The following is an 18994-nucleotide window of genomic DNA, read 5'->3' as shown; positions in this document are numbered from 1 at the left end:
TTCAGAATTCAGAGTTTTTGCTGCAATATCTTGTAAAAGCTGTCTCCCTTGAGCCGCACCAGCCGGCTGCGCAGCGCGGAGCGCGTGATCTCCACCACATCGTCCGGCCGGATGGCGAAGCCCTGTCCGCCGTCGACCGAAAGGAACACCTCGCTGCCGCCCTCGCATGCTGCGCGGATGGAGATACGGCGTTCGGGCGCGAATACAAACGACTTGGCCGCCAGCGCGTGGGCGCAGATCGGAATGACCGCCATATTCTCCGCGCTCGGTTCGATCACCGGCCCGCCTGCGGACAGGCCGTACGCGGTCGAGCCGGTCGGCGTAGCCACGATCACACCGTCCCCGCTGAAGCCGGTAACGTCCTCCTCATCCGCCGCAATGCGCACCCGAACCACCCGAAACGCGGTTCCCTTGGCGACCACGATGTCGTTGAGCGCATCGTCCTCATACACCGCGCGGCCGCCGCGGCGCACCACGGCGTGCAGCATCATGCGGCTGTCAATCGAATACTCGCCCGTGAAAAGCTTTTCCATCCGGCCCAGCTCGTCCGGCTCCAGTTCGGTCATGAACCCGATATGGCCGACGTTGACGCCCAGGAGTGGCAGCTCCTGCTGCGCCGCGGCGCGCGCCAAGCGCAGCATGGTGCCGTCACCGCCCAGAACGACCGCCAGCTCCGCAAGCCGGACGCCCGCATCCGTTTCAACGTATTCCACATCGTCCAGCCCCAGTGGCGCCGACCGCATCTGGAGCGGCAGCATCAGGTGGACGCCGTCGCGCCGGAGCTGTCCACAGACCTTGGGCAGCAGGACGTGCGCCCCCTCCTTGCGCATATTGGGATAGATGAAAAAACTTTTCATGATCGTATCAGCCATCCAATTCCGCATGCGCCTGGCGCACGACTTCCTTCAGATCGGGTACGCTTTCCACACCCCGCTTCGCCAGATACCCCAAAAACTCGATGTTCCCTTCCGGCCCCTTGATCGGGGAAAACGTCACATCCTGCACCGCAAAGCCCGCTTCGCGCGCGTTTTCCACAAACCGTTCCAGCACCTCAAGATGGATCTCCGGCTCGCGCACAACGCCCTTTTTCCCGACCTTGCCCCTCCCTGCCTCGAACTGCGGCTTGATCAGGCAGGCGACGCGCCCGTCCTCTGTCAGCAGGCTGGCAACCACGGGCAGGACCAGCTTCAGAGAAATGAACGAAACGTCGATCACACAGAGCGCCGGAGACTCCTCCAGCATGTCCGGCGTGACATATCGAATATTCGTCCGCTCCATACATTTAACGCGCGGGTCCTGCCGCAGGCTCCAAGCCAGTTGGCCATAGCCCACGTCGATCGAATACACCTTGGCGGCCCCGCGCCGCAGCAAGCAGTCGGTGAAGCCGCCGGTCGACGCGCCCACGTCCATCACGGTCAGCCCCGCCGGATCGATTTGAAAATGCGCCAGTGCCTTTTCAATCTTTTTCCCGCCGCGCGACACGAATGCGTTCTCATTGCCGCGCACCTCAAGCACGGCGTTTTCGTCCACCATGTCGCCCGCCTTGCCGGCCTTTTGGCCCGCGATATAGACGATGCCCTCCATGACCGCCGTTTTTGCACGCTCGCGCGAGGGGAAAAGCCCCTTTTCAAACAGCAGTACGTCCAGTCGTTTCTTAGCCAAGCCCGTTCCCCCCTGCTTTCCGCTTTTCCGTTATATAGTCCGCCACGCTCTCCGCGTCGATGCCGCAGACGCGGTAAATATCAGACACGCTTCCATGCGGCAGAAAGCGGTCGCCCGTGTTGAGCAGATCCAGCCGCCCTCTGTGGATCTGCGCCATCGTTTCCCCAAGGCCGCCGCTCTGCACAACGTCCTCCAGCACGACGCACCAGTCCGCCTGTTCGGAGATGCGGCCGAGCTGCTCCTTGAGCGCCCCGTCGATCCGGTTGACCTTCCATACCTGCGTGCGAAGCCCACGTTCCTCCAGCAGCCGCGCCGCCGCCAACGCCTCGTTCACCAGAATGCCGTGGGTCAGCAGTACGGCATCCGGCCGCTCCGCCTCGCGCACGCACGCCGCCGGCTCCGCCGACGTATCCCTCTGGAACGCACCCTCCGCGCCGCGCGGGTAGCGGATGGCGATCGGTCCTTCCTCATGGTAGAGCGCGTCCGAAAGCATGCTGCGCAGCTCGGCGAAATTCGAGGGACAGAATATCTTCATCCCCGGGATGGCCCGCAGGAACGCGACGTCCAGCACGCCGTTATGAGTCGCGCCATCCGCGCCCACAATGCCCGCGCGGTCCACACAGAACACCACATGCAGGCCGGAGATGGCCACGTCGTGAATCAACTGGTCATACGCGCGCTGCAGGAACGTGGAGTATATCGCAACGACCGGCAGCAGCCCCTGCGCCGACATGCCGGCCGCCATCGCCGCTGCATGCTCCTCCGCAATGCCGACGTCGAAAAAGCGAGTCGGAAACCGGAACGCGAATGGTCCCAGACCAGTACCCGAAGGCATTGCCGCCGTGATCGCGCAGATGCGTCCGTCCTTTTCCGCAAAGGAGCAAAGCTCCTTTCCGAAAAAAGTGGAAAAATCCATTTCCCCGGCCGCTTCGAAGCGGCCGGTCAGCGGGTCAAAGCTGGAAACGCCGTGATATTTTTCCGGCTCCTGCTCGCTCGGCGCGTAGCCGCGCCCCTTTTGCGTCATTACATGCAGCAGCACGGGTTTTTTCATTTTTTTCGCCTGTGCGAGCAGCTCGCACACGCTTTTCAGATCGTGTCCGTCCACCGGACCGAGATAGGTAAACCCCATCTGTTCAAACAGCGAGGTGGGCAGCACAAAGCGTTTGACGCGCGCCTTCGCGCGCGAAATCGCCCGCGACACCGCCGCGCCGCCCGGAATCCGCGCCAGCCGTTCTTTCACACGGGCCTTGGCGTGCAGGTACCGCGGGCTGACGCGCAGACGCGACAAATGTCGGCTAAGCCCGCCGACATTCTGCGCAATGGACATATTGTTATCGTTGAGCACTACCAGCAGCGGCTCGCCCGACGTTCCGGCGCTGTTAAGCGCTTCGTACGCCATACCGCCGGTCATCGCGCCGTCGCCGATCACCGCGACCACATGGTACTTCTGGTTTCTGATTGTGCGCGCGTGCGCCATGCCGAGCGCGACAGAAACCGAGTTGGAGGCGTGTCCGGTCACACAGGGGTCGGTATCGCTTTCCTCCGGCCGCATAAAGCCGCTGAGCCCGCCGTACTGCCGCAGGGTACCAAAACGGTCCCGCCGGCCGGTCAGTATCTTATGGACGTAGCTCTGGTGGCCCACATCATAGATGATACGGTCGCGCGAGGAATCAAACTCGCGCTCCAGCGCCACCGCCAGCTCGACCACGCCCAGATTGGACGCAAGATGCCCGCCCGTTTTGGAAACCGAGTCCACAATGAATTCCCGCAGGGAGGCGCAGAGCACGCTCAGCGAGTCATAGGAAAGCCCGCGCAGATCGGCTGGGCCTGTGATGGTATCTAAAATTCCGTATCGCTTCATCCATCCTTCTCCCATTGTGAAGGTCTTATGATTTCTTGCTGTCGAATGAAACCGGCAGCAGCGACAGCACACGGCCGCAAAGCGCCAGCACCTTGCTGCTGAACGCAATCGCGACACCCTTGCCCGCCGCCTTGCCGCCGATCGTCATGGCGGAGATCATGCCGGTAACCAGCAGGGAGACCGCCACGACCATTGCCGCATGCATCCCCACGGTGATATTGGCTACGATCAACGCGCCGGTCGCGCCTGAAATGATGCCGCAGATATCGCCAACCACGTCGTTGCAGATGCTCGACACCTTTTCCGCGTTGCGCGACATCCAAACCGCCTCCCGCGCGCCCCGCACCTTGTGCGCGGCCATGGAATGAAATTCCTTTTCGGTCGCCGAGGTTGCGGCAACGCCGATCATATCAAACAGAATGCCCAGCGCGATGAACAAAAACAGCACAGCAAACGACAAAACCGTATTCGCATTGCTGAGCGCTTCGTTCGACACGTAGGACATCACCACGGACAGCAGGAAGCTGGCGCAGGTGATCGTCGCCACCCAGCGCGTATTGATCAGCCGCGGCTTCTGCTGCGGCTGCGCTTTTTTCTTCTGTTTATCGGACGCTTCCAATCCCACTACTCCTTAATTAAAAAGCCGGTTCCGGCTTGCAACTTGTTTGATAAAAGTGGCGGCAGATCGAGTAAATCTTGCGGCTTGAGGTTCGGTTGGCTTTCCCCGCGGACTGCCACGCGTCGCCGTCGTGGGGGTTTCCCATTAAAGTCCGTGCCGGGATGTTGCCATCACCGGGACCGAATTGCCACTGAGTCCGCACTGCAATCCTCGATCTGCCTCTTTGCGAACAGCCTAGGTGATTTCCACTGCAGGCAACACGATTCTTAGCCTCTTTTGCAGACATGGTTTCAACCGTCAATTCCCGCGGCGTTCCTGGCCGGGAAACCGCGGGCGGATACGCTATCCACCATGGCCACGCAAGGCAGGCTACACTGCACACAGCGTTTTGCTCGTGTGCGCCGCCCATTTTCCCGCCCCCCAAAAGAGGGCGGGCGGGAGAACACGCACAGTCACGCCGCACCGCAATACAGGTTTCATCCTGCACCGTAGAACATCCATCAATCAAAGCGATGCTATAGGTGTCCCACGCATACAGGTCTCCACGGCGAGAGGGTCGGTACTTCATGCCATTGAAGCGCGCCCGCAAGCCTTAACCTCCAGCATCCACCCCAAACTGGGCGTAAGAAGCAAACACCAGAGACTTCATCGATATGCCCTTCTACGGATTTTTAGGCCCGTCCTGGGAATCGTATGCGCTGACTAGGATACTGCGCCACTTATTTGTTATTTTAACACATACACAGCTCTTATTCAAGAAAACCGCATAAAAATTCACATTTAGTTTGCCCTGCCCGTCAGGCTTCGCGCAAGCTCGGTCAAAAAGCCGTTCCCCGGAAGCCCGTCGAGCGCCGCCACCGCTTCCCCGGTCAGCCGGTCCGCGAGCGCGCGGCACGCCTCCAGCCCAAGCAGAGCGGGAAAGGTCGATTTTTCATCCCGCGCGTCCTTGCCGGTCGTTTTACCGAGCGTCCGCGCATCACCCTCGATATCCAGGATATCGTCCTGAATCTGGAACGCCAGCCCGAGCTTTTCGCCGTATTCGCGCGCCGCTTCCAGCGTGCGCGCGTCGGTGCAGCCCGCCGCCGTGCAGCCCAGCTCGCACGCGGCGCGCAGCAGGCACCCTGTCTTGAGGCTTTGCAGCAGGTTCAGCGCGTCGAGCGATATCCGGCGGTGCTCCGCCCCCAGGTCGAGCACCTGTCCCGCAATCATGCCATTCATACCCGCCTCGCGTCCCAGAATGCGCACGCACCGCAACACGGCTTCCGCGTCAAGCCCCTTCGCGGCGGCGGCGGTTTCAAACGCAGCGGTCAGCAGCCCGTCGCCCGCAAGGACGGCGGTTGCCTCGTCAAACGCCTTATGGCAGGTCGGACGCCCGCGGCGCAGGTCGTCGTCATCCATGCAGGGCAGATCGTCGTGGATGAGCGAATAGGTGTGGATCATCTCAAGCGCGCAGGCAAACGGCATCGCCTTGTCCGCTTCTCCGCCGCACAAGCGGCAGAATGCCAGCACGATCACCGGCCGCAGGCGCTTGCCGCCCGCCAGCGCCGAATATTTCGCGGCCTCAAAAATACGGTCGTAGCCCTCGCCCGTTTCGCGGGAAAGGTATTGCGCCAGCGCGGCTTCGATCTGCGCGACATCCGCCTTCATCTGTTCGGAAAACGTCATTTTGCCGCCTCCTCCGCGTCAAAGGGCTGTTCGGTCAGTTCGCCCTGCGCGGTTTCCTGCATCACGGTCACTTTCTGTTCCGCCTTGTCCAGCAGCCTGCCCAGCGCGGCGGACAGCTTCGTCCCCTCCTCGAACAGCTTCATACTCTCGTTCAGCGGCGCCTCGCCCTTTTCCAGCAGGCGGACGATCTCCTCCAGCCGTTCCATCTGGTTTTCAAACGTTTTTTCAGCCATGCTATGATTCCTCCCTGATATCGGTCACGCGGCAGTCCGCCGCGCCTTTGGCAAACCGGATACGCAGCGTATCGCCTGCTTTGAGCGTGCGCGCGTCGCTGACGACCGCGCCGCGCGCCCCTTTCGTCGCGACCGCATAGCCGCGCGCCAGCACGCGCAGCGGGCTGATCGCGTCGAGCGTCGCCACAGCTTGCGTAAAGCGCAGGCGCCGCCTGTGCAGGCCGCCCTGTCCCGCCGTGGCCAAGCGCTGCCGCAGCACGGCCAGCTTCTGCGACTCGCGTCCCAGGCGCGCGGGCAGCGCGGCGCCCAGCCGGTCGGCCATCTGGTCGAGCAGCAGGCGCTTTTCCGCGATATAGTGCGCGGGGGTGCGCAGCGCGAGCCGCTCCTGCAGCCCCGCCAGGCGCTGCCCCTTTGCCTGCAGCAGCTTATGCGCAGCCGTATGCAGCCGCGTATGCAGCGCGCGGACCGAAAGCGCATACTCTGTCCGGTCGGGGACCGCAAGCTCGGCCGCGCCCGATGGCGTCGGCGCGCGCAGGTCGGCCACGAAGTCCGCGATCGTCACGTCCGGCTCGTGGCCGACCGCCGAGATCACAGGTATTTCCGAGGAAAAGATCGCCCGCGCGACGACCTCTTCATTAAACGCCCACAGATCCTCCATCGAACCGCCGCCACGGCCGCACAGGATAACGTCGGCCTCCCCCACCGCGTTGGCAAGCCCAAGCGCGCGGGCGATGCTTTCCGCCGCGCCCTGCCCCTGCACCTGCGCGGGATAGAGCGTGACCTTGGCGAGCGGCCAGCGCCGTCCCAGAATGCGGATCATATCGCGCACAGCCGCACCGGTCGGAGAGGTAACCAGCGCAATGTGCCGCGGGCAGGACGGAATGGGCTTTTTACGGCTCTCGTCAAACAGCCCTTCCGCATACAGCTTGTTTTTCAGCTGCTCAAAGGCCAGATTCAGCGCACCCGCCCCGTCCGGTATGACCTCGGAAAGATAGAGCTGCACCGCGCCCGTGCGCGGGAACGAGCTGACACGCGCCCGCACAATGACCTTCATCCCGTTCTGCAGGCGGAACTTGAGCCGCGCCGCGTCCGACCGGAACAGCACCGCGTTGATGGATGCGCCCTCGTCCTTGAGCGTCAGGTAATGATGGCCGGAGGAATGCGCTTTATAGTTGGAGATCTCGCCCTGCACCAGCAGGCTGCGGTAGCCGGGTACCGCGTCGAGCAGTTCCTTGATCTCGTTGTTCAGTTGGGTTACGGAATAGATGGTGCTCACGTTTTCATCCTTTCATACAGCCGCGAGGCGAGTACGGCCGCGCCGACCGCGTTGTCGCCCGACAATGCCGGCTCAGCGAAATATACCGCGTCCCCGAACGCCTCCCGCATCCGCGCGCGGATGACCTCGCTCGCCATCACGCCGCCCGCGCACAAAATCGGGCCGCCGTACCGCCGCACCGCCTGGTCGGACGCTTTGACGACCGCGTTTGCGACCGTTTCCAGCGCAAAGCGCGCGAGCTGCGCAGGCTCCGCAGCCTTTTGCCTATTTTCCACCTGGTTCTGCATACCGGAAAGGGAAAAGCGGCTATCCGCCACCTTTGGCGCAAAACCCTTTTCCGGCCGCGCCTGCAGCGCCAGCTTGTCCAGCGCCGCACCCGACGGGAATGGCAGGCCGAGCAGCGCGCCGGTCCGGTCGATGAACTGGCCAGCGGCAAGGTCAGTCGTGCCGCCGACGCAGGTGCAGCCCGGCAGTCCATCCTCCCCCTGCCGCACCAGCAGCAGCTCGCTCGTCCCGCCGGACAGGTGCCACGCAAGCAGGCTCCCATCCAACAGGTCGAGCCTGCCCGCGCTCAGCGCGGCCGCCGCGATATGCCCCTGCTGATGCGAGACTGCAAAAAGCGGCACAGATAGCAAATGCGCCGCGCTGCGCGCGACGCTCTCCCCCGCCAGAAAGCAGGGCATATACGAGCCCTCGACCGCGCGCGGGCGGGTGCTCACGCCGATGGCGCGCACTTCTCCTGACGGCAGGGACCCGATCTTCTCATGCAGACGCACGGTATGCTGGAACAGCGCGTCCGACTGACGCAGGCCGATCGCGCCCTCCGGCACGGACAGCAGACCGCCCTCGTTGCGCCACGCGCCCGACGACGCATCATAAACCGCCGCCGAGGTGCGGTAATTCGAGGTGTCGATCCCTAGGAAGCGCTCAGGCATCGGCCGTCTCCAGCGCCGCGGGCTTGTCCGGAAACTCCGCGCGCGCCACCGAGCCGAGTACGCCGTTGACGAACGCGGCCGCTTCGTCCGTATCGTACACCTTCGCCAGCTCGACCGCCTCGTTGATCGCCGCGCCGACCGGCACATCGTCCACATAGCGCATCTCATAGATCGCCAGGCGCAGCACCGCTGAGGTCATGCGCGACAGGCGGTTCAGCTTCCATCCCTTGGAATAGGCTTCGATCGTGCGGTCCAGCTCCTCCAGACTGCCGGCAACGCCCTTGACCACCGACCGGATGTACTGCGTCTGCTGGTCGGACAGCTTGCCCGCATACAGCGCGATATCCCCGCTGATCGAGGCCATGATGCTCTCGTCCAGGCGGTTGTTCAGATTTTCATCCTCAAACTGCTGAAACCCCATCTCAAAAATCAGATGCAGGGCAATCTCTCTCGCTTTTGTTCTGCTCACGGCGGCAAGCTCCTCCTATATTTCTGAATACGACCTATTTTATCCTATTTTCGCCAAAATTTCAAGCCGATATTCCATGAAAAGCGGGAGGATTTGGCAAAACAAAAGCGGCATGGCCGCCGCCATGCCGCTCTCCCTATCCGTTTCAGCCCTGCTCCTGTCCGGCCGCCGGCTCCTCCGCCGCCGGCGCGGGCGCGAACGTCACGCCGCCGACGTGGATATTGACCTCGGTAACTTTGAGGCCGGTCATGGATTCCACCGAAGCTTTGACGTGCTGCTGCACCTGCTTTGCCACATCGCAGATGTTGTGGCCGAACAGCGCAAGGAAGCCAATCTCGATCCGGACCGTCCCTTCCTCGCCGATCTCGATGCGAACGCCCTTGGAAATGTTTTTCTTGCTCAAAAAGCTGACGATATCGCTTGTCAGGCTGGAATACAGTCCGCTTACGCCTTCCGTTTCCGAGGCGGCAAGCGCGGCGATCGAAGCGACAACGTCTTCAGAAATACGAATGCAGCCCTGGTCGTCCTCGGTTGACCAGTACTCCTTATGATCCGCCATACTGTTCACTCTCCTTTTTACGGATTATAACACAGTTTTGGCAAAAAAGAAAGAGAAAATACCGATCAGGCCGCCTCGACAATCTTGATCTGGCCGGCCGACATGCCGGTCTCGGAGATAATGATGTCCTTGATGACCGTAACGTCCTCGGCCTGCAGGCCGCCCTCCGGCGGCGCGACGACCGCGTTTACGCTGTCGTCCCCAATCATCACAACCGCATCCTCGTACCCTTTCGCGCGGATCAGGCTCTCGATGTTCGCCTCGGCCACGGAGTCCTCGGCCAGCGCGGAGATCTGTGCCGCCGCCTCGTCCTTCGCGGTCTGGTCGGCTTCCTCGCTCTCGCTCAGCTCCTTGAGCGTGCTGACCGCCTCATCCCTCGCCTGCTCGCGGGTCAGACGCGAGGCCGCGAAGTAATCCGTCCCGTCCGCCGCGCCTTGCGCGCTTGCCGCCGTGTCCTCCGGATCGGTCTGTTCCGCGACCAGCAGGTCCTCCGGCGCATCGATGTAGCTCCAGTTGAGGTAGACCGCAACGCAAAGCAGCAGCGCGATCACTCCGTATATTGCCCCGCGTTTCTTGATTTTTTTCATGACTGCTCGCCCTCCTGTACATGGTTATTATGTTTTATGTTCCCGCCGCCATTTTCAGAACCGTAACTTTGTCCGAGCCGATGCCGCATACGGTACCGACCGCCTGCGTCACTGCAAGGCGCACCTGCGCGTTGTCCGCGCCGTCGCACAGGACGACCGCGCCACGGAACGTCGGCAGCAGGCTTTTTACCGTCACCGGCTTTTCGCCGTAGCTTCCGTCTGATACAACGGTCAGATCGCTTTCATAGCTTTGTCCTGCGTCGCCGTTCCTCGTCTGGCGGGTGTTCACAGCATATACCGCCTCCTCGGTCTGGTCGAGCGACAGCATCAGTTCCACCCGCCCCACACCCTCGATCGCCGCAAGTTTTTCGTTCAGGTCCTGCTCAAACACGGCCAGGTCGAATCCCGCCGTCTCCGGCTGTCCGGTCTGCGCCGCGGCCTGCTCCTTCCCCCCGCCGAACCACCCACCGGAGGCAAGCAGCAGCATCCCCGCCAGCAGCACGATCAGGACCGCCCGATACCGGTGCGCCAGCGGCCGCAGCTTCTCCCCCAGGTCTTTCAGCCATGCCAGCTCTGGTTTTTTCATCTTGCAATCATCTCCTGCCTTTCCTCCGGCACCCCGCACTCCTCGGTCAGAATCGCGCGCAGCTCTTCCAGGCGCGCCGCGTCCCGCCCGCCGTAATATACGGTCACGCGGTCCACCTGCAAAATCCCGTTTTCATCGTTTGCCATGGTCACATCGACCGTACAGTCGAAGCCCTCTTTTTGCGTGCGCTGCTCCACCATCTCCGCGATGCTGGCCGCGACCGTACTCATGGTGGTCTGGGTGTTTTGCTCCTGGATTGCAGCGATATCCTCCTGAGACGGCACGCCCCAGCCATCCCACGCGGCGGTGCGCAGGCCGGAGAGCGGCTGCAGCAGCGCCAGCAGCATCAGCAGACCCGCCGCAGCCTTGATGATCTCCCGCAGCGCCCCGCCGCCCACCATGCGCAGCGCAACCGCCGAGGCTACGCCCGCCAGTGTGACGCGCATCAAAATTGTCTGAAATAATTCGGTCATATCGGCTTCACCATCGCAACCACATATACCAGCTCCAAATACAAGATCAGGCAGCAGGTGCTGAGCATGCCGAGCAGCAGGCCGAAGCCCGTGCCTACCCCCTCCAAAAGCTGCCGCAGGCTGCCCGAGCACAGCGGCGACAGCACAGCCGCCCCCGCCTTATAGCACAGGTAGCTCGCGCCCGCGCGCAGGAACGGCACCAGGCAGATAGCCGTGACGCACAGCATCCCGAACACGCCGATCGAATTTTTGAGCAGCGACGCGCCGGACAGCACCGTCTCGGTCGCGTCCGAGATCACGCCCCCCACCACAGGCACCGCGCCCGACACGGCAAACTTCGCCGTTTTCAGCGCCATCCTGTCCACGCTGCCCGAAACGCTCCCCGCTATGGTAAGGTATGCGGTAAATAGCGTCAAAATGAGCTTGAGCGCACCCGAGGTCAGGCTCTTGATCCCGTCCGCGAGGCCGCGCAGCATGCCGTTGCCGGTCGCCGCGTCCACTGCGGTGATCGCAAGATACGCACAGGCCGCCGGCACCATCAGCGTATGGATCAGGCGGATAACAAGGTCGAACACCACCATCGTCGCCACCTGCAGCACGGTGGCGGTCGCGGCGCTGCCGCCGGCCGACAGCGCGGCCGCCAGCACCGGCTGCAGCGTGCCGGAAAACAGGCTGATCTGCTCCAGCGTATCGCGGCAGAGCGACAGCACGCCGGAAAAGTCCTGCAGCAACACGGCAGCGCAGCCGAGGGCGCCCGCCATATCGATCCATGCGTCCGCTTCGCCGCCCGCCGCCGCGGAAAAGCCGCGCGCCATCGCGGTGAGCAGGATCACGACCGCTACCCGCGCCAGGCTATGTACCGCGTTCTGCAGCGCGCTGCGGCTGTCCTCCGATACGTTGTCCAGCAGGCGCGCGAGCGAGCCTGCCAGCTCGTCGGCGGTTTCCGGCTGGATGCCGTCCAGATACCCCCGCCGCTCCTCCGGCACCGCGCCGAGAAGCGATTCCCCGCCCGTCTGCCCGATATCCACACCCGATGCCGCCGCTCCGGCGGATACGAGGCAGGCCAGGAGGACGAGCCATACAACGACCAGTTTTTTCATCCATCCGTTTCCTTTCATACCGTCCAGTCGGCCACCAGGCCCAGCACCTGCTCCAGCAGCGGCAGACACAGGGAAAGCGCAAGCACCGCGCCGGCAATCTCCAGCTTGGCGGCAAGCGCGGACTGCCCCGCATCCTTGCACAGCGCGCTCATGACGCGCACCACAACCGCCACGCCCAATGCCTTGCACACCGGCAGATACAGGCTGCCCGTAATGCCGCCCTGCGCCAGCAGCGCGGAAAAGCGCTGCGCCGTGCCGCCGATCGTCTGGAACGCCTGCAGCAGGATCAGCACGCCCGCGGTCAGCGTCAGCAGGAAGGCAATGGCGGGCGCGTCCTTTTTCAGCACGAGCGAAAGCACCAGCGTCAGCAGCGCCAGCCCGCAGGCCGCGGTCAGCCCGTTCAAAAGCCGAACACGCTTTTCATCATCGAAAAGAGCTGGCTGATCTCCTGCACAATCAGCATCAGCACGACGATCAGCCCTGCGAGCGTGGTCATCAGCGCCTGCTCCTCCCGTCCGGAACGCGTCAGGAGCTGTCCAAGGACAGCCACCAGGATGCCAACGGCCGCGATCCGGAAAATCAGATCAACATCCATACTTCCCTCCGTTGTCAGATCAGCACCAAAACGACCAGTATCCCGAGCGCGATGCCGCAGGTGCGGTACAAATTCCCCTTGCTTTGCAGTTCCTCGGCCGCCGCCGCGCGCGCGGCGGACAGGCGCCGGCCAATCTGGTCCAGCCCCGCCGCCTGTTCGGCGGCGTCGTAGCGCCCCAGGTAGTTCGCGGCGTCGCAGAGGATATCGCATTCCGGCGCGCCGAGTCCAGCCTCCGCGCGGTTGTCCCGCAGATTGACGCGCCACAGATAGCTGAGCGAAAGCCCGTTCTGCTCGCGCAAGCGGCGCTGAAGGCCGCCGAACACCAGCCGGACGGTCGGGTTTTCGTTTTCCGCCAGCGTCCCGATGATCTCAGGCAGCGGCGCGCGGCGGCAGGATATCTCGCTGCTGATCAGCGAGAGAGCCATCAGCATCGCGTCCGCCGCCGCAACCCGCTTTCGCAGGCTCTGGCGGGCAGACAATCCGAGCGCCGCGCAGGAGCCGAATATCATCACCGCACCTATCAGCTTGAGCATGTCCGTTCCTCCAATCGTTCCATGCGGTATTCCCGCTTTCCATCCCTCCGGCCGATCACGACCGCCCGCCTGAAAACGCCCAGTTCCAGCAGGGAGCGGTAAAGCGGCCTGCGCCGCAGGTCGTCCGTTCCCGCCGCGTGCGCGGTCGCGAGTACCGCCGTGCCGCAGTGCGCGCAAAGCGAAACCGCCTCCACATCCTCGGGCGCGGTGATCTCGTCGAACGCCAGCAGCGCGGGCGACATGGTTTTGAGCAGCATGAGCGCCGCCCGCTTTTTCGAGCAGTTTTCCAACACATCAGTACAGCGCCCGATCGCGAACTGCGGCACGCCGTCTGCCAGCGCCGCCACCTCGCCGCGCTCATCCGCCACAGCGACCGTATGCCCCTTGTCCGACACCGCGCGCACCCATTCCCGCAGCAGCGTGGTTTTCCCAAAGCCGGGTGGCGACAGCAGCAGCATGGATTGCGGCTCACCCTCCCCGACCCAGGGCGCGATCACGGCATCCACCCCCCAGGCCTGCCGCGCGATGCGCAGATTGACGGAGGACAGCCCGCGTATGCCGACGACCTTTCCGTTTTCCTCCGCTGCGGTGCCGCAGACACCCAGCCGGTGGCCACCCGTAAGCGTAACAAACCCGTTTTTCAAGCTTTCCGTATAGCTATGTACCGAATACCGCGCGGCACGGCTGAGGATCTCCCGCAGCTCCTGCGCGGTAACGACGGCAAGCTCCAGCTCCCGCTCGCCGCGGGCCGTTTTGACCGCCGGCGGCCGTCCCGCCCGAAACCGCAGCTCCTCGACCTCCTCCTGCCCCTCCAGCGCCGCGAGCTGCGCCGCGCGAAGCGGCGGCAGGCATCCAGCCGCCTGCTGGTAGGCTTTGTCCTGTTTCACTTCCATATTGCATCACCTGTCCTACTCTATGAGCGCCGTCTGCGGAATATGACTGTCCGACGCCCTTGACCGCAATTCCTCATGAAACAAAACCGTAACAATTTTTGCATTGACAACCCGAGGCATCGGTAATATAATAAGTACAAATATTGCACAAAGCGATGACAGAGGAAAGTAGTTGTTCCAAGCGCGGCTTTCAGGGAGTGTCCGGCATGACTGGAAACGGACGCAGACGCCGGCACGATGAAGTTCCCTCTTAAGCTGCGGCGCTGAAAAAAACCTTGCAGTAGGCGCCGACGGACTCCTCCGTTACAGGGATAGGATATTTTGTGTATCCGAAAAAGTGCGGCATGGTTTCCATGCCGAATGTGGGTGGTACCGCGGAATGTTTGTCTTTCGTCCCTCTTTGTGGATGAAAGGCTTTTTTTATGCTTTTTCTCCGCCGGACAAACGCAATTCACCCCCAATATGACAAGGAGAGAAAACACATGATTATCATTATGAAGCAGGGTGCGACCCGCGAACACGTTGAAGAGCTTTCCAGGCACATCGAGCGTTGGAATGTCAAGGCCAACCCGATCTACGGCGCGGGTACGATCGTCATCGGTCTCGTCGGCGACACGGGCGCGGTGGATAAGGACGCGCTGCTGCGCGACCCCCAGGTGGAAAACATTATCAAGGTGCAGGAGCCATTCAAGCTGGCCAACCGCAAGTTCCATCCGGATAATTCCCAGGTCGAGATCGCGCCGGGCGTGGTCGTGGGCGGTAAAAAGCTGGTCGTGATGGCCGGCCCCTGCTCGGTCGAAAGCGAGGAGCAGATCATCGACGTGGCGCGCCATGTGCAAGCGGACGGCGCCGCCGTGCTGCGCGGCGGCGCGTGGAAGCCGCGCTCCTCCCCGTATTCGTTCCAGGGCCTCAAGGCTGAAGGCCTCGAACTGCTCCACAAGGCGCATGAGGCGACCGGCCTGCCGGTCGTGACCGAGATCACCAACCCCGCGCATATCGAGCTGTTCCTGGATAAATGCGACTGCTTCCAGGTGGGCGCGCGCAATATGCAGAACTTCGAGCTGCTCAAGGAGCTGGGCCAGACCAAAAAGCCCGTGCTGCTCAAGCGCGGCTTCGCCAATACGATGGAGGAATTCCTCATGTCCGCCGAATACATCATGGCAGGCGGCAATGAAAACGTTATCCTGTGCGAGCGCGGCATTCGCACCTACGAAACCTACACCCGCAACACGCTGGATATCTCCGCGGTGCCCGTACTCAAGCGCATGAGCCATCTGCCGGTCATCGTTGATCCGTCCCACGCGGGCGGCATCTACTGGATGGTTGAGCCGCTGGCCAAGGCCGCGATCGCCGCGGGCGCGGACGGACTGATGATCGAGGTTCACAACGACCCCGCGCACGCCCTGTCAGACGGCGCGCAGTCGCTCACCTACGATTCGTTCCACGAAACCATGACCAATCTGCGCGCGGTGGCGCAGGCAGTGGGGCGCGAAATCTGATTTCGCTTGAAGCTGCCGTTTCCGGCGAGGGGGACGTGACGAGGTTTTGCCGCGGGCGCGTCCAAAGCGCGACTTCGCGCGCCGCATCGCTCGATTTCCCATCTTAAAAATGCGCCTGACGGCGCGGTACAAATGTGCAGTTTATCATCAAAGGAGTGCTTCAGTAGTGCAGACCCTAAGCCTGACGGGCACGAACGGCGTGTCCGATATCCATATTGAAACCGGCCTGCTCGGCCGCGCGGCGGCGGCCATGCTCGATGTTTTTTCCCCCAGCCGCGCGCATATCGTCACGGATTCGACGGTCGCGCCGCTGTATCTGGAAGCGCTGGAACGCCAATTTTCCTTTCCGGTCTCCCACACGGTCATCCCCGCGGGCGAGGAGTACAAGCGGCTGGCAACGGTCGAGACCGTCTATCATGACATGCTCGCCGCCGGCATGACCCGCAAGGATCTTGTTATCGCGCTTGGCGGCGGCGTGGTGGGCGATATCACCGGCTTCGCCGCCGCAACTTTCCTGCGCGGCCTAGCCCTGTGCCAGATTCCAACCACCCTGCTCGCGCAGGTGGATTCCTCGGTCGGCGGCAAGACCGGCGTAGACCTCGCGGAGGGTAAAAACCTGGTCGGCGCGTTTTACCAGCCGCGCCTGGTTCTGATCGATCCGGCGGTGCTTGTTACCCTGCCGGACGCGACCTTCGCTGACGGGATGGCCGAGGTGGTTAAATACGGCTATATCGCCAATAAGGGCATTCTGGACCTGGTTGCCTTGCCGGATTACAAGGCGCGCATCGGGGATATCATCTACGAATGCGTCAAGATCAAGCGCGACGTGGTCGCGATCGATGAGCACGATACCGGCCTGCGCATGATTCTGAACTTCGGCCATACGATCGGCCACGCGGCGGAGAAGCTCGGGCATTATACCGACCTGACCCACGGCAGGGCGGTCGCCATCGGTATGGTTGCGGCCATGCGGCTGAGCGCCCTGCTTGGCAATCAGGACCTGACCGCGCCGCTCACAAAGCTTTTGCAGCACATCGGGCTGCCGACCGCTCTGACCTATGACCGCGAGGCGATTTACACCGCCCTGCTGTCGGATAAAAAGAAGTTCGGCGCGACGGTCAATTTCATCTTGGTCCGCGAGGCGGGCCGCGCGGAGATCACCCCGATCGACGCGGAAACGCTGCACGAATACATTCTCAAACTGTAAGGAGGCAATGCCCAATGGGTTCCATTTGGGGAAACGCCATCAAACTATCGCTCTTCGGCGAATCGCACGGGGCCGGCATCGGCGTGGTGATCGACGGGTTTCCGTCCGGCGTCGCATATGACGAAGCCTTTATCCTGCGCGAGATGGAGCGCCGCGCCCCCGGGCGCAACAAGCAGTCCACCCAGCGCAGGGAGGCCGATCTGCCGCTTATCCAGTCCGGCATCTACAACGGCAAAACCACCGGCACGCCTCTCTGCGCCCTTATCCAGAATACCAACCAGCGCTCGGGCGATTATGCCGCGCTGTCCGCGCAGCCCCGCCCGGGCCACGCGGACTATACCGGCATGGTGCGCTATCAGGGTTGCAACGACCCGCGCGGCGGCGGCCATTTTTCCGGCCGGCTGACCGCGCCGCTTGTGTTCGCGGGTGCGATGTGCAAGCTGTGGCTGAAAACGCAGGGCGTGACGGTCGGCTCCCATATCCAGTCCATCGCGCAGATTCAGGATATGCCGTTTGACGATGTGGATGTGTGTCCCGAGCAGCTTGACGCGCTGCGGGAGGCCGACTATCCGGTCAATAACCCGCGCGCGCTGGACGCCATGCTCGCCGCGATCGAGGATGCGCGCGAAGCGCAGGATTCGGTAGGCGGCGTGATCGAATGCGCGGCCACCGGCCTGCCCGCCGGACTTGGCAGCCCCATGCTGGATACGGTGGAGGGCCGCCTGTCCTCCCTGTTGTTCGGCGTACCCGCGGTCAAGGGCGTGGAGTTCGGCGCGGGCTTTGCCTTTGCCGCGCTGCGCGGTTCCCACGCAAACGACGCCATCTATCAGGAGGCAGGCACGGTCAAAACCGAAACCAATAACAACGGCGGTGTCAACGGCGGCATCACCAACGGCATGCCGCTCGTGTTCCGCGTGTGCATCAAGCCGACCCCTTCCATCTCTTCGTTACAGCAGACGCTCAATCTTCAGACCGGCCGGGTTGAGCCGCTTTCCATCCATGGGCGGCACGATCCCTGCATCGTCACGCGCGCCGCGCCCGTCGTCGAGGCGGCGTGCGCCGTCGCGCTGGCAGACCTGCTGCGGGAGGCGAACGGCTATGCGTGAATTACCCGCAATCCGCAGGGAGATCAACGAGGTGGATGAACAGATGCGCGCGCTGTTTCTCAAGCGCATGTCGCTCGCGCTTGAGGTGGCGCATGCCAAGGCCGAAACGAACGACAGCGTCTATAAGCCTGATCGGGAAGCGGAAATCATTGAACAGCGCACTGCGGGTATGGACGGGGAAATCCGGCTCAAATATACCGCGTTACTGCAAAGCATGATCCGCGCGAGCCGCGAATATCAATACAGCGAGCAGCTTCGGGAGGAGCCTGCGCGTTTCCCGCTCCATCCGGCGGGGTCCGCGCTCGACCCGAAAACCGTCTACTACCAGGGCGTACCGGGCGCATACCAGGAGCTGGCGGCGCGCGCGCTGTTCCCACAGTGCGAGCCGGTCAACGTGCCGACGTGGGAGCAGGTGTTCCGCTCCGTGCGCGACGGCGCTGCGGATGTGGGCGTGGTTCCAGTCGAAAACACGACCGCCGGCACGGTCAGCGAGGTTTACGACCTGCTCCTGGAATACGGCCTGTGCATCAACCGCTCGTATATCCGGAAAATCTCGCATTGCCTGGCCGCAGTGCCGGGCGCGCGGCTTGCGGATATTCAAAGCGTATGCTCCCATCCGCACGCCCTGCCCCAATGCCACGCGTTTATTGCCGCGCATAATCTTGAAGCGATCGAAGTGGCCAATACCGCGATCGCGGCGCAGAATGTCCGCGATAAAGGCGACAGGCGGCTTGCCGCCATCTGCTCACGCGAAGCGGCCGAGCGGTACGGCCTGCACATTCTGGAGGAAGGCATCAACGACCTCAAGCACAACGAAACGCGCTTTATCGCAGTCAGCCGGATGCTTACCAGCCAGCCGGAGGACAACCGTATCGAAATCGCGTTCCACATCCCGAATGTCGCGGGCTCGCTCAACACCGTGCTGGATACGATTGCGCACTACGGCATCGACATGACCAGCATCTATTCCCGACCTCTGAAAGACAGCCCCTGGTGCTATGTGTTCTATCTGGATTTCACCGGCAATATGCGTGACCATGCTGTGCAGTCCCTGCTATACCAGCTCCATGAGGAGCTTCCCTACATCAAGGTCATCGGCAGCTATCAGGTGTCCGATGCGACGGAGGAGTAAAAAC

At 62.7% G+C, this 18994-nt stretch carries 22 protein-coding genes and 1 other annotated feature; of the genes, 4 read left to right on the top strand and 18 right to left on the bottom strand.

The annotated features are described in order from the left end of the window. Positions 1-8: 8 nt before the first annotated feature. The 18 genes from H8S45_RS10635 to H8S45_RS10550 form a co-directional block, all read right to left on the bottom strand. The gene (locus tag H8S45_RS10635) at positions 9-872 is read right to left on the bottom strand and encodes an NAD(+)/NADH kinase (RefSeq protein WP_159068206.1); all 864 of its coding nucleotides are present in this window, start codon (positions 870-872) and stop codon (positions 9-11) included. Beyond that, positions 865-1662, bottom strand: a complete 798-nt coding sequence (locus H8S45_RS10630; protein ID WP_107631986.1) for a TlyA family RNA methyltransferase — start codon at positions 1660-1662, stop codon at positions 865-867. Before H8S45_RS10630 ends, H8S45_RS10635 begins: the two co-directional genes overlap by 8 nt. Further along, complete coding sequence (dxs, locus tag H8S45_RS10625) at positions 1655-3523, bottom strand: 1-deoxy-D-xylulose-5-phosphate synthase (protein WP_186950051.1); 1869 nt, start codon at positions 3521-3523, stop codon at positions 1655-1657. The genes H8S45_RS10630 and dxs overlap by 8 nt, the downstream gene beginning before the upstream one ends. Positions 3524-3548: 25 nt before the next feature. Next, positions 3549-4142: a hypothetical protein gene (locus tag H8S45_RS10620; RefSeq protein WP_107631984.1), complete on the bottom strand. Its 594-nt coding sequence runs from the start codon at positions 4140-4142 to the stop codon at positions 3549-3551. A 780-nt stretch (positions 4143-4922) separates the two neighbouring features. Next, positions 4923-5807, bottom strand: coding sequence for a polyprenyl synthetase family protein (locus H8S45_RS10615; RefSeq protein WP_054327313.1), 885 nt, complete (start codon positions 5805-5807; stop codon positions 4923-4925). Then, positions 5804-6040, bottom strand: coding sequence for an exodeoxyribonuclease VII small subunit (xseB, locus tag H8S45_RS10610; RefSeq protein WP_107631983.1), 237 nt, complete (start codon positions 6038-6040; stop codon positions 5804-5806). Before xseB ends, H8S45_RS10615 begins: the two co-directional genes overlap by 4 nt. Before the next feature lies 1 nt (position 6041). After that, positions 6042-7316: an exodeoxyribonuclease VII large subunit gene (xseA, locus tag H8S45_RS10605; RefSeq protein ID WP_054327311.1), complete on the bottom strand. Its 1275-nt coding sequence runs from the start codon at positions 7314-7316 to the stop codon at positions 6042-6044. Then, positions 7313-8251 carry a tRNA (adenosine(37)-N6)-threonylcarbamoyltransferase complex transferase subunit TsaD gene (locus H8S45_RS10600; protein ID WP_054327310.1) on the bottom strand — a complete coding sequence of 313 codons (939 nt, stop codon included), beginning with the start codon at positions 8249-8251 and terminating at the stop codon, positions 7313-7315. The genes xseA and H8S45_RS10600 overlap by 4 nt, the downstream gene beginning before the upstream one ends. After that, a complete protein-coding gene (nusB, locus tag H8S45_RS10595) occupies positions 8244-8720 on the bottom strand; it encodes a transcription antitermination factor NusB (RefSeq protein ID WP_054327309.1) in 477 nt (158 codons plus the stop codon). Before nusB ends, H8S45_RS10600 begins: the two co-directional genes overlap by 8 nt. Positions 8721-8865: 145 nt before the next feature. Beyond that, positions 8866-9279 (bottom strand): Asp23/Gls24 family envelope stress response protein, encoded by a 414-nt coding sequence (locus H8S45_RS10590; RefSeq protein WP_054327308.1) that lies wholly within the window; start codon positions 9277-9279, stop codon positions 8866-8868. A gap of 65 nt (positions 9280-9344) precedes the next feature. After that, positions 9345-9866 carry a SpoIIIAH-like family protein gene (locus tag H8S45_RS10585; protein ID WP_107631981.1) on the bottom strand — a complete coding sequence of 174 codons (522 nt, stop codon included), beginning with the start codon at positions 9864-9866 and terminating at the stop codon, positions 9345-9347. 34 nt (positions 9867-9900) lie between these two features. Next, positions 9901-10452 (bottom strand): hypothetical protein, encoded by a 552-nt coding sequence (locus H8S45_RS10580; RefSeq protein ID WP_054327306.1) that lies wholly within the window; start codon positions 10450-10452, stop codon positions 9901-9903. Beyond that, the gene (locus H8S45_RS10575) at positions 10449-10925 is read right to left on the bottom strand and encodes a hypothetical protein (protein WP_054327305.1); all 477 of its coding nucleotides are present in this window, start codon (positions 10923-10925) and stop codon (positions 10449-10451) included. The genes H8S45_RS10580 and H8S45_RS10575 overlap by 4 nt, the downstream gene beginning before the upstream one ends. Continuing rightward, the gene (locus H8S45_RS10570) at positions 10922-12025 is read right to left on the bottom strand and encodes a stage III sporulation protein AE (RefSeq protein WP_107631979.1); all 1104 of its coding nucleotides are present in this window, start codon (positions 12023-12025) and stop codon (positions 10922-10924) included. Before H8S45_RS10570 ends, H8S45_RS10575 begins: the two co-directional genes overlap by 4 nt. A gap of 14 nt (positions 12026-12039) precedes the next feature. Further along, on the bottom strand, positions 12040-12429 hold the full coding sequence (locus H8S45_RS10565; protein ID WP_054327302.1) for a SpoIIIAC/SpoIIIAD family protein: 390 nt from the start codon (positions 12427-12429) through the stop codon (positions 12040-12042). Further along, positions 12426-12620 carry a stage III sporulation protein AC gene (gene spoIIIAC, locus H8S45_RS10560; protein ID WP_107631977.1) on the bottom strand — a complete coding sequence of 65 codons (195 nt, stop codon included), beginning with the start codon at positions 12618-12620 and terminating at the stop codon, positions 12426-12428. Before spoIIIAC ends, H8S45_RS10565 begins: the two co-directional genes overlap by 4 nt. A 14-nt stretch (positions 12621-12634) precedes the next feature. Continuing rightward, entirely contained in the window at positions 12635-13153 is a 519-nt protein-coding gene (locus tag H8S45_RS10555; protein ID WP_054327301.1) for a stage III sporulation protein AB, read from the bottom strand. Beyond that, positions 13141-14046, bottom strand: coding sequence for a hypothetical protein (locus H8S45_RS10550; protein ID WP_054327300.1), 906 nt, complete (start codon positions 14044-14046; stop codon positions 13141-13143). Before H8S45_RS10550 ends, H8S45_RS10555 begins: the two co-directional genes overlap by 13 nt. A 146-nt stretch (positions 14047-14192) precedes the next feature. After that, positions 14193-14447 (top strand) — a binding site (T-box leader). 81 nt (positions 14448-14528) lie between these two features. On the opposite strand from H8S45_RS10550, the gene aroF reads away from it, so the two are divergent. The 4 genes from aroF (at position 14529) to pheA (ending at position 18990) form a co-directional block, all read left to right on the top strand. Beyond that, on the top strand, positions 14529-15545 hold the full coding sequence (aroF, locus tag H8S45_RS10545) for a 3-deoxy-7-phosphoheptulonate synthase (protein ID WP_107631975.1): 1017 nt from the start codon (positions 14529-14531) through the stop codon (positions 15543-15545). A gap of 166 nt (positions 15546-15711) precedes the next feature. After that, the gene (aroB, locus tag H8S45_RS10540; protein WP_054327299.1) at positions 15712-16752 is read left to right on the top strand and encodes a 3-dehydroquinate synthase; all 1041 of its coding nucleotides are present in this window, start codon (positions 15712-15714) and stop codon (positions 16750-16752) included. Between the two features lie 14 nt (positions 16753-16766). Next, positions 16767-17858, top strand: coding sequence for a chorismate synthase (aroC, locus tag H8S45_RS10535; RefSeq protein WP_054327298.1), 1092 nt, complete (start codon positions 16767-16769; stop codon positions 17856-17858). Continuing rightward, positions 17851-18990 carry a prephenate dehydratase gene (gene pheA, locus H8S45_RS10530; protein ID WP_054327297.1) on the top strand — a complete coding sequence of 380 codons (1140 nt, stop codon included), beginning with the start codon at positions 17851-17853 and terminating at the stop codon, positions 18988-18990. The genes aroC and pheA overlap by 8 nt, the downstream gene beginning before the upstream one ends. Positions 18991-18994: the final 4 nt, after the last annotated feature.

This window comes from Agathobaculum faecis, from assembly GCF_014287995.1.
Lineage (GTDB): Bacteria > Bacillota > Clostridia > Oscillospirales > Butyricicoccaceae > Agathobaculum > Agathobaculum ammoniilyticum.
The sequence above is the reverse complement of the archived record's forward strand: the minus strand, read 5'-3'. Positions and strand labels throughout refer to the sequence as shown.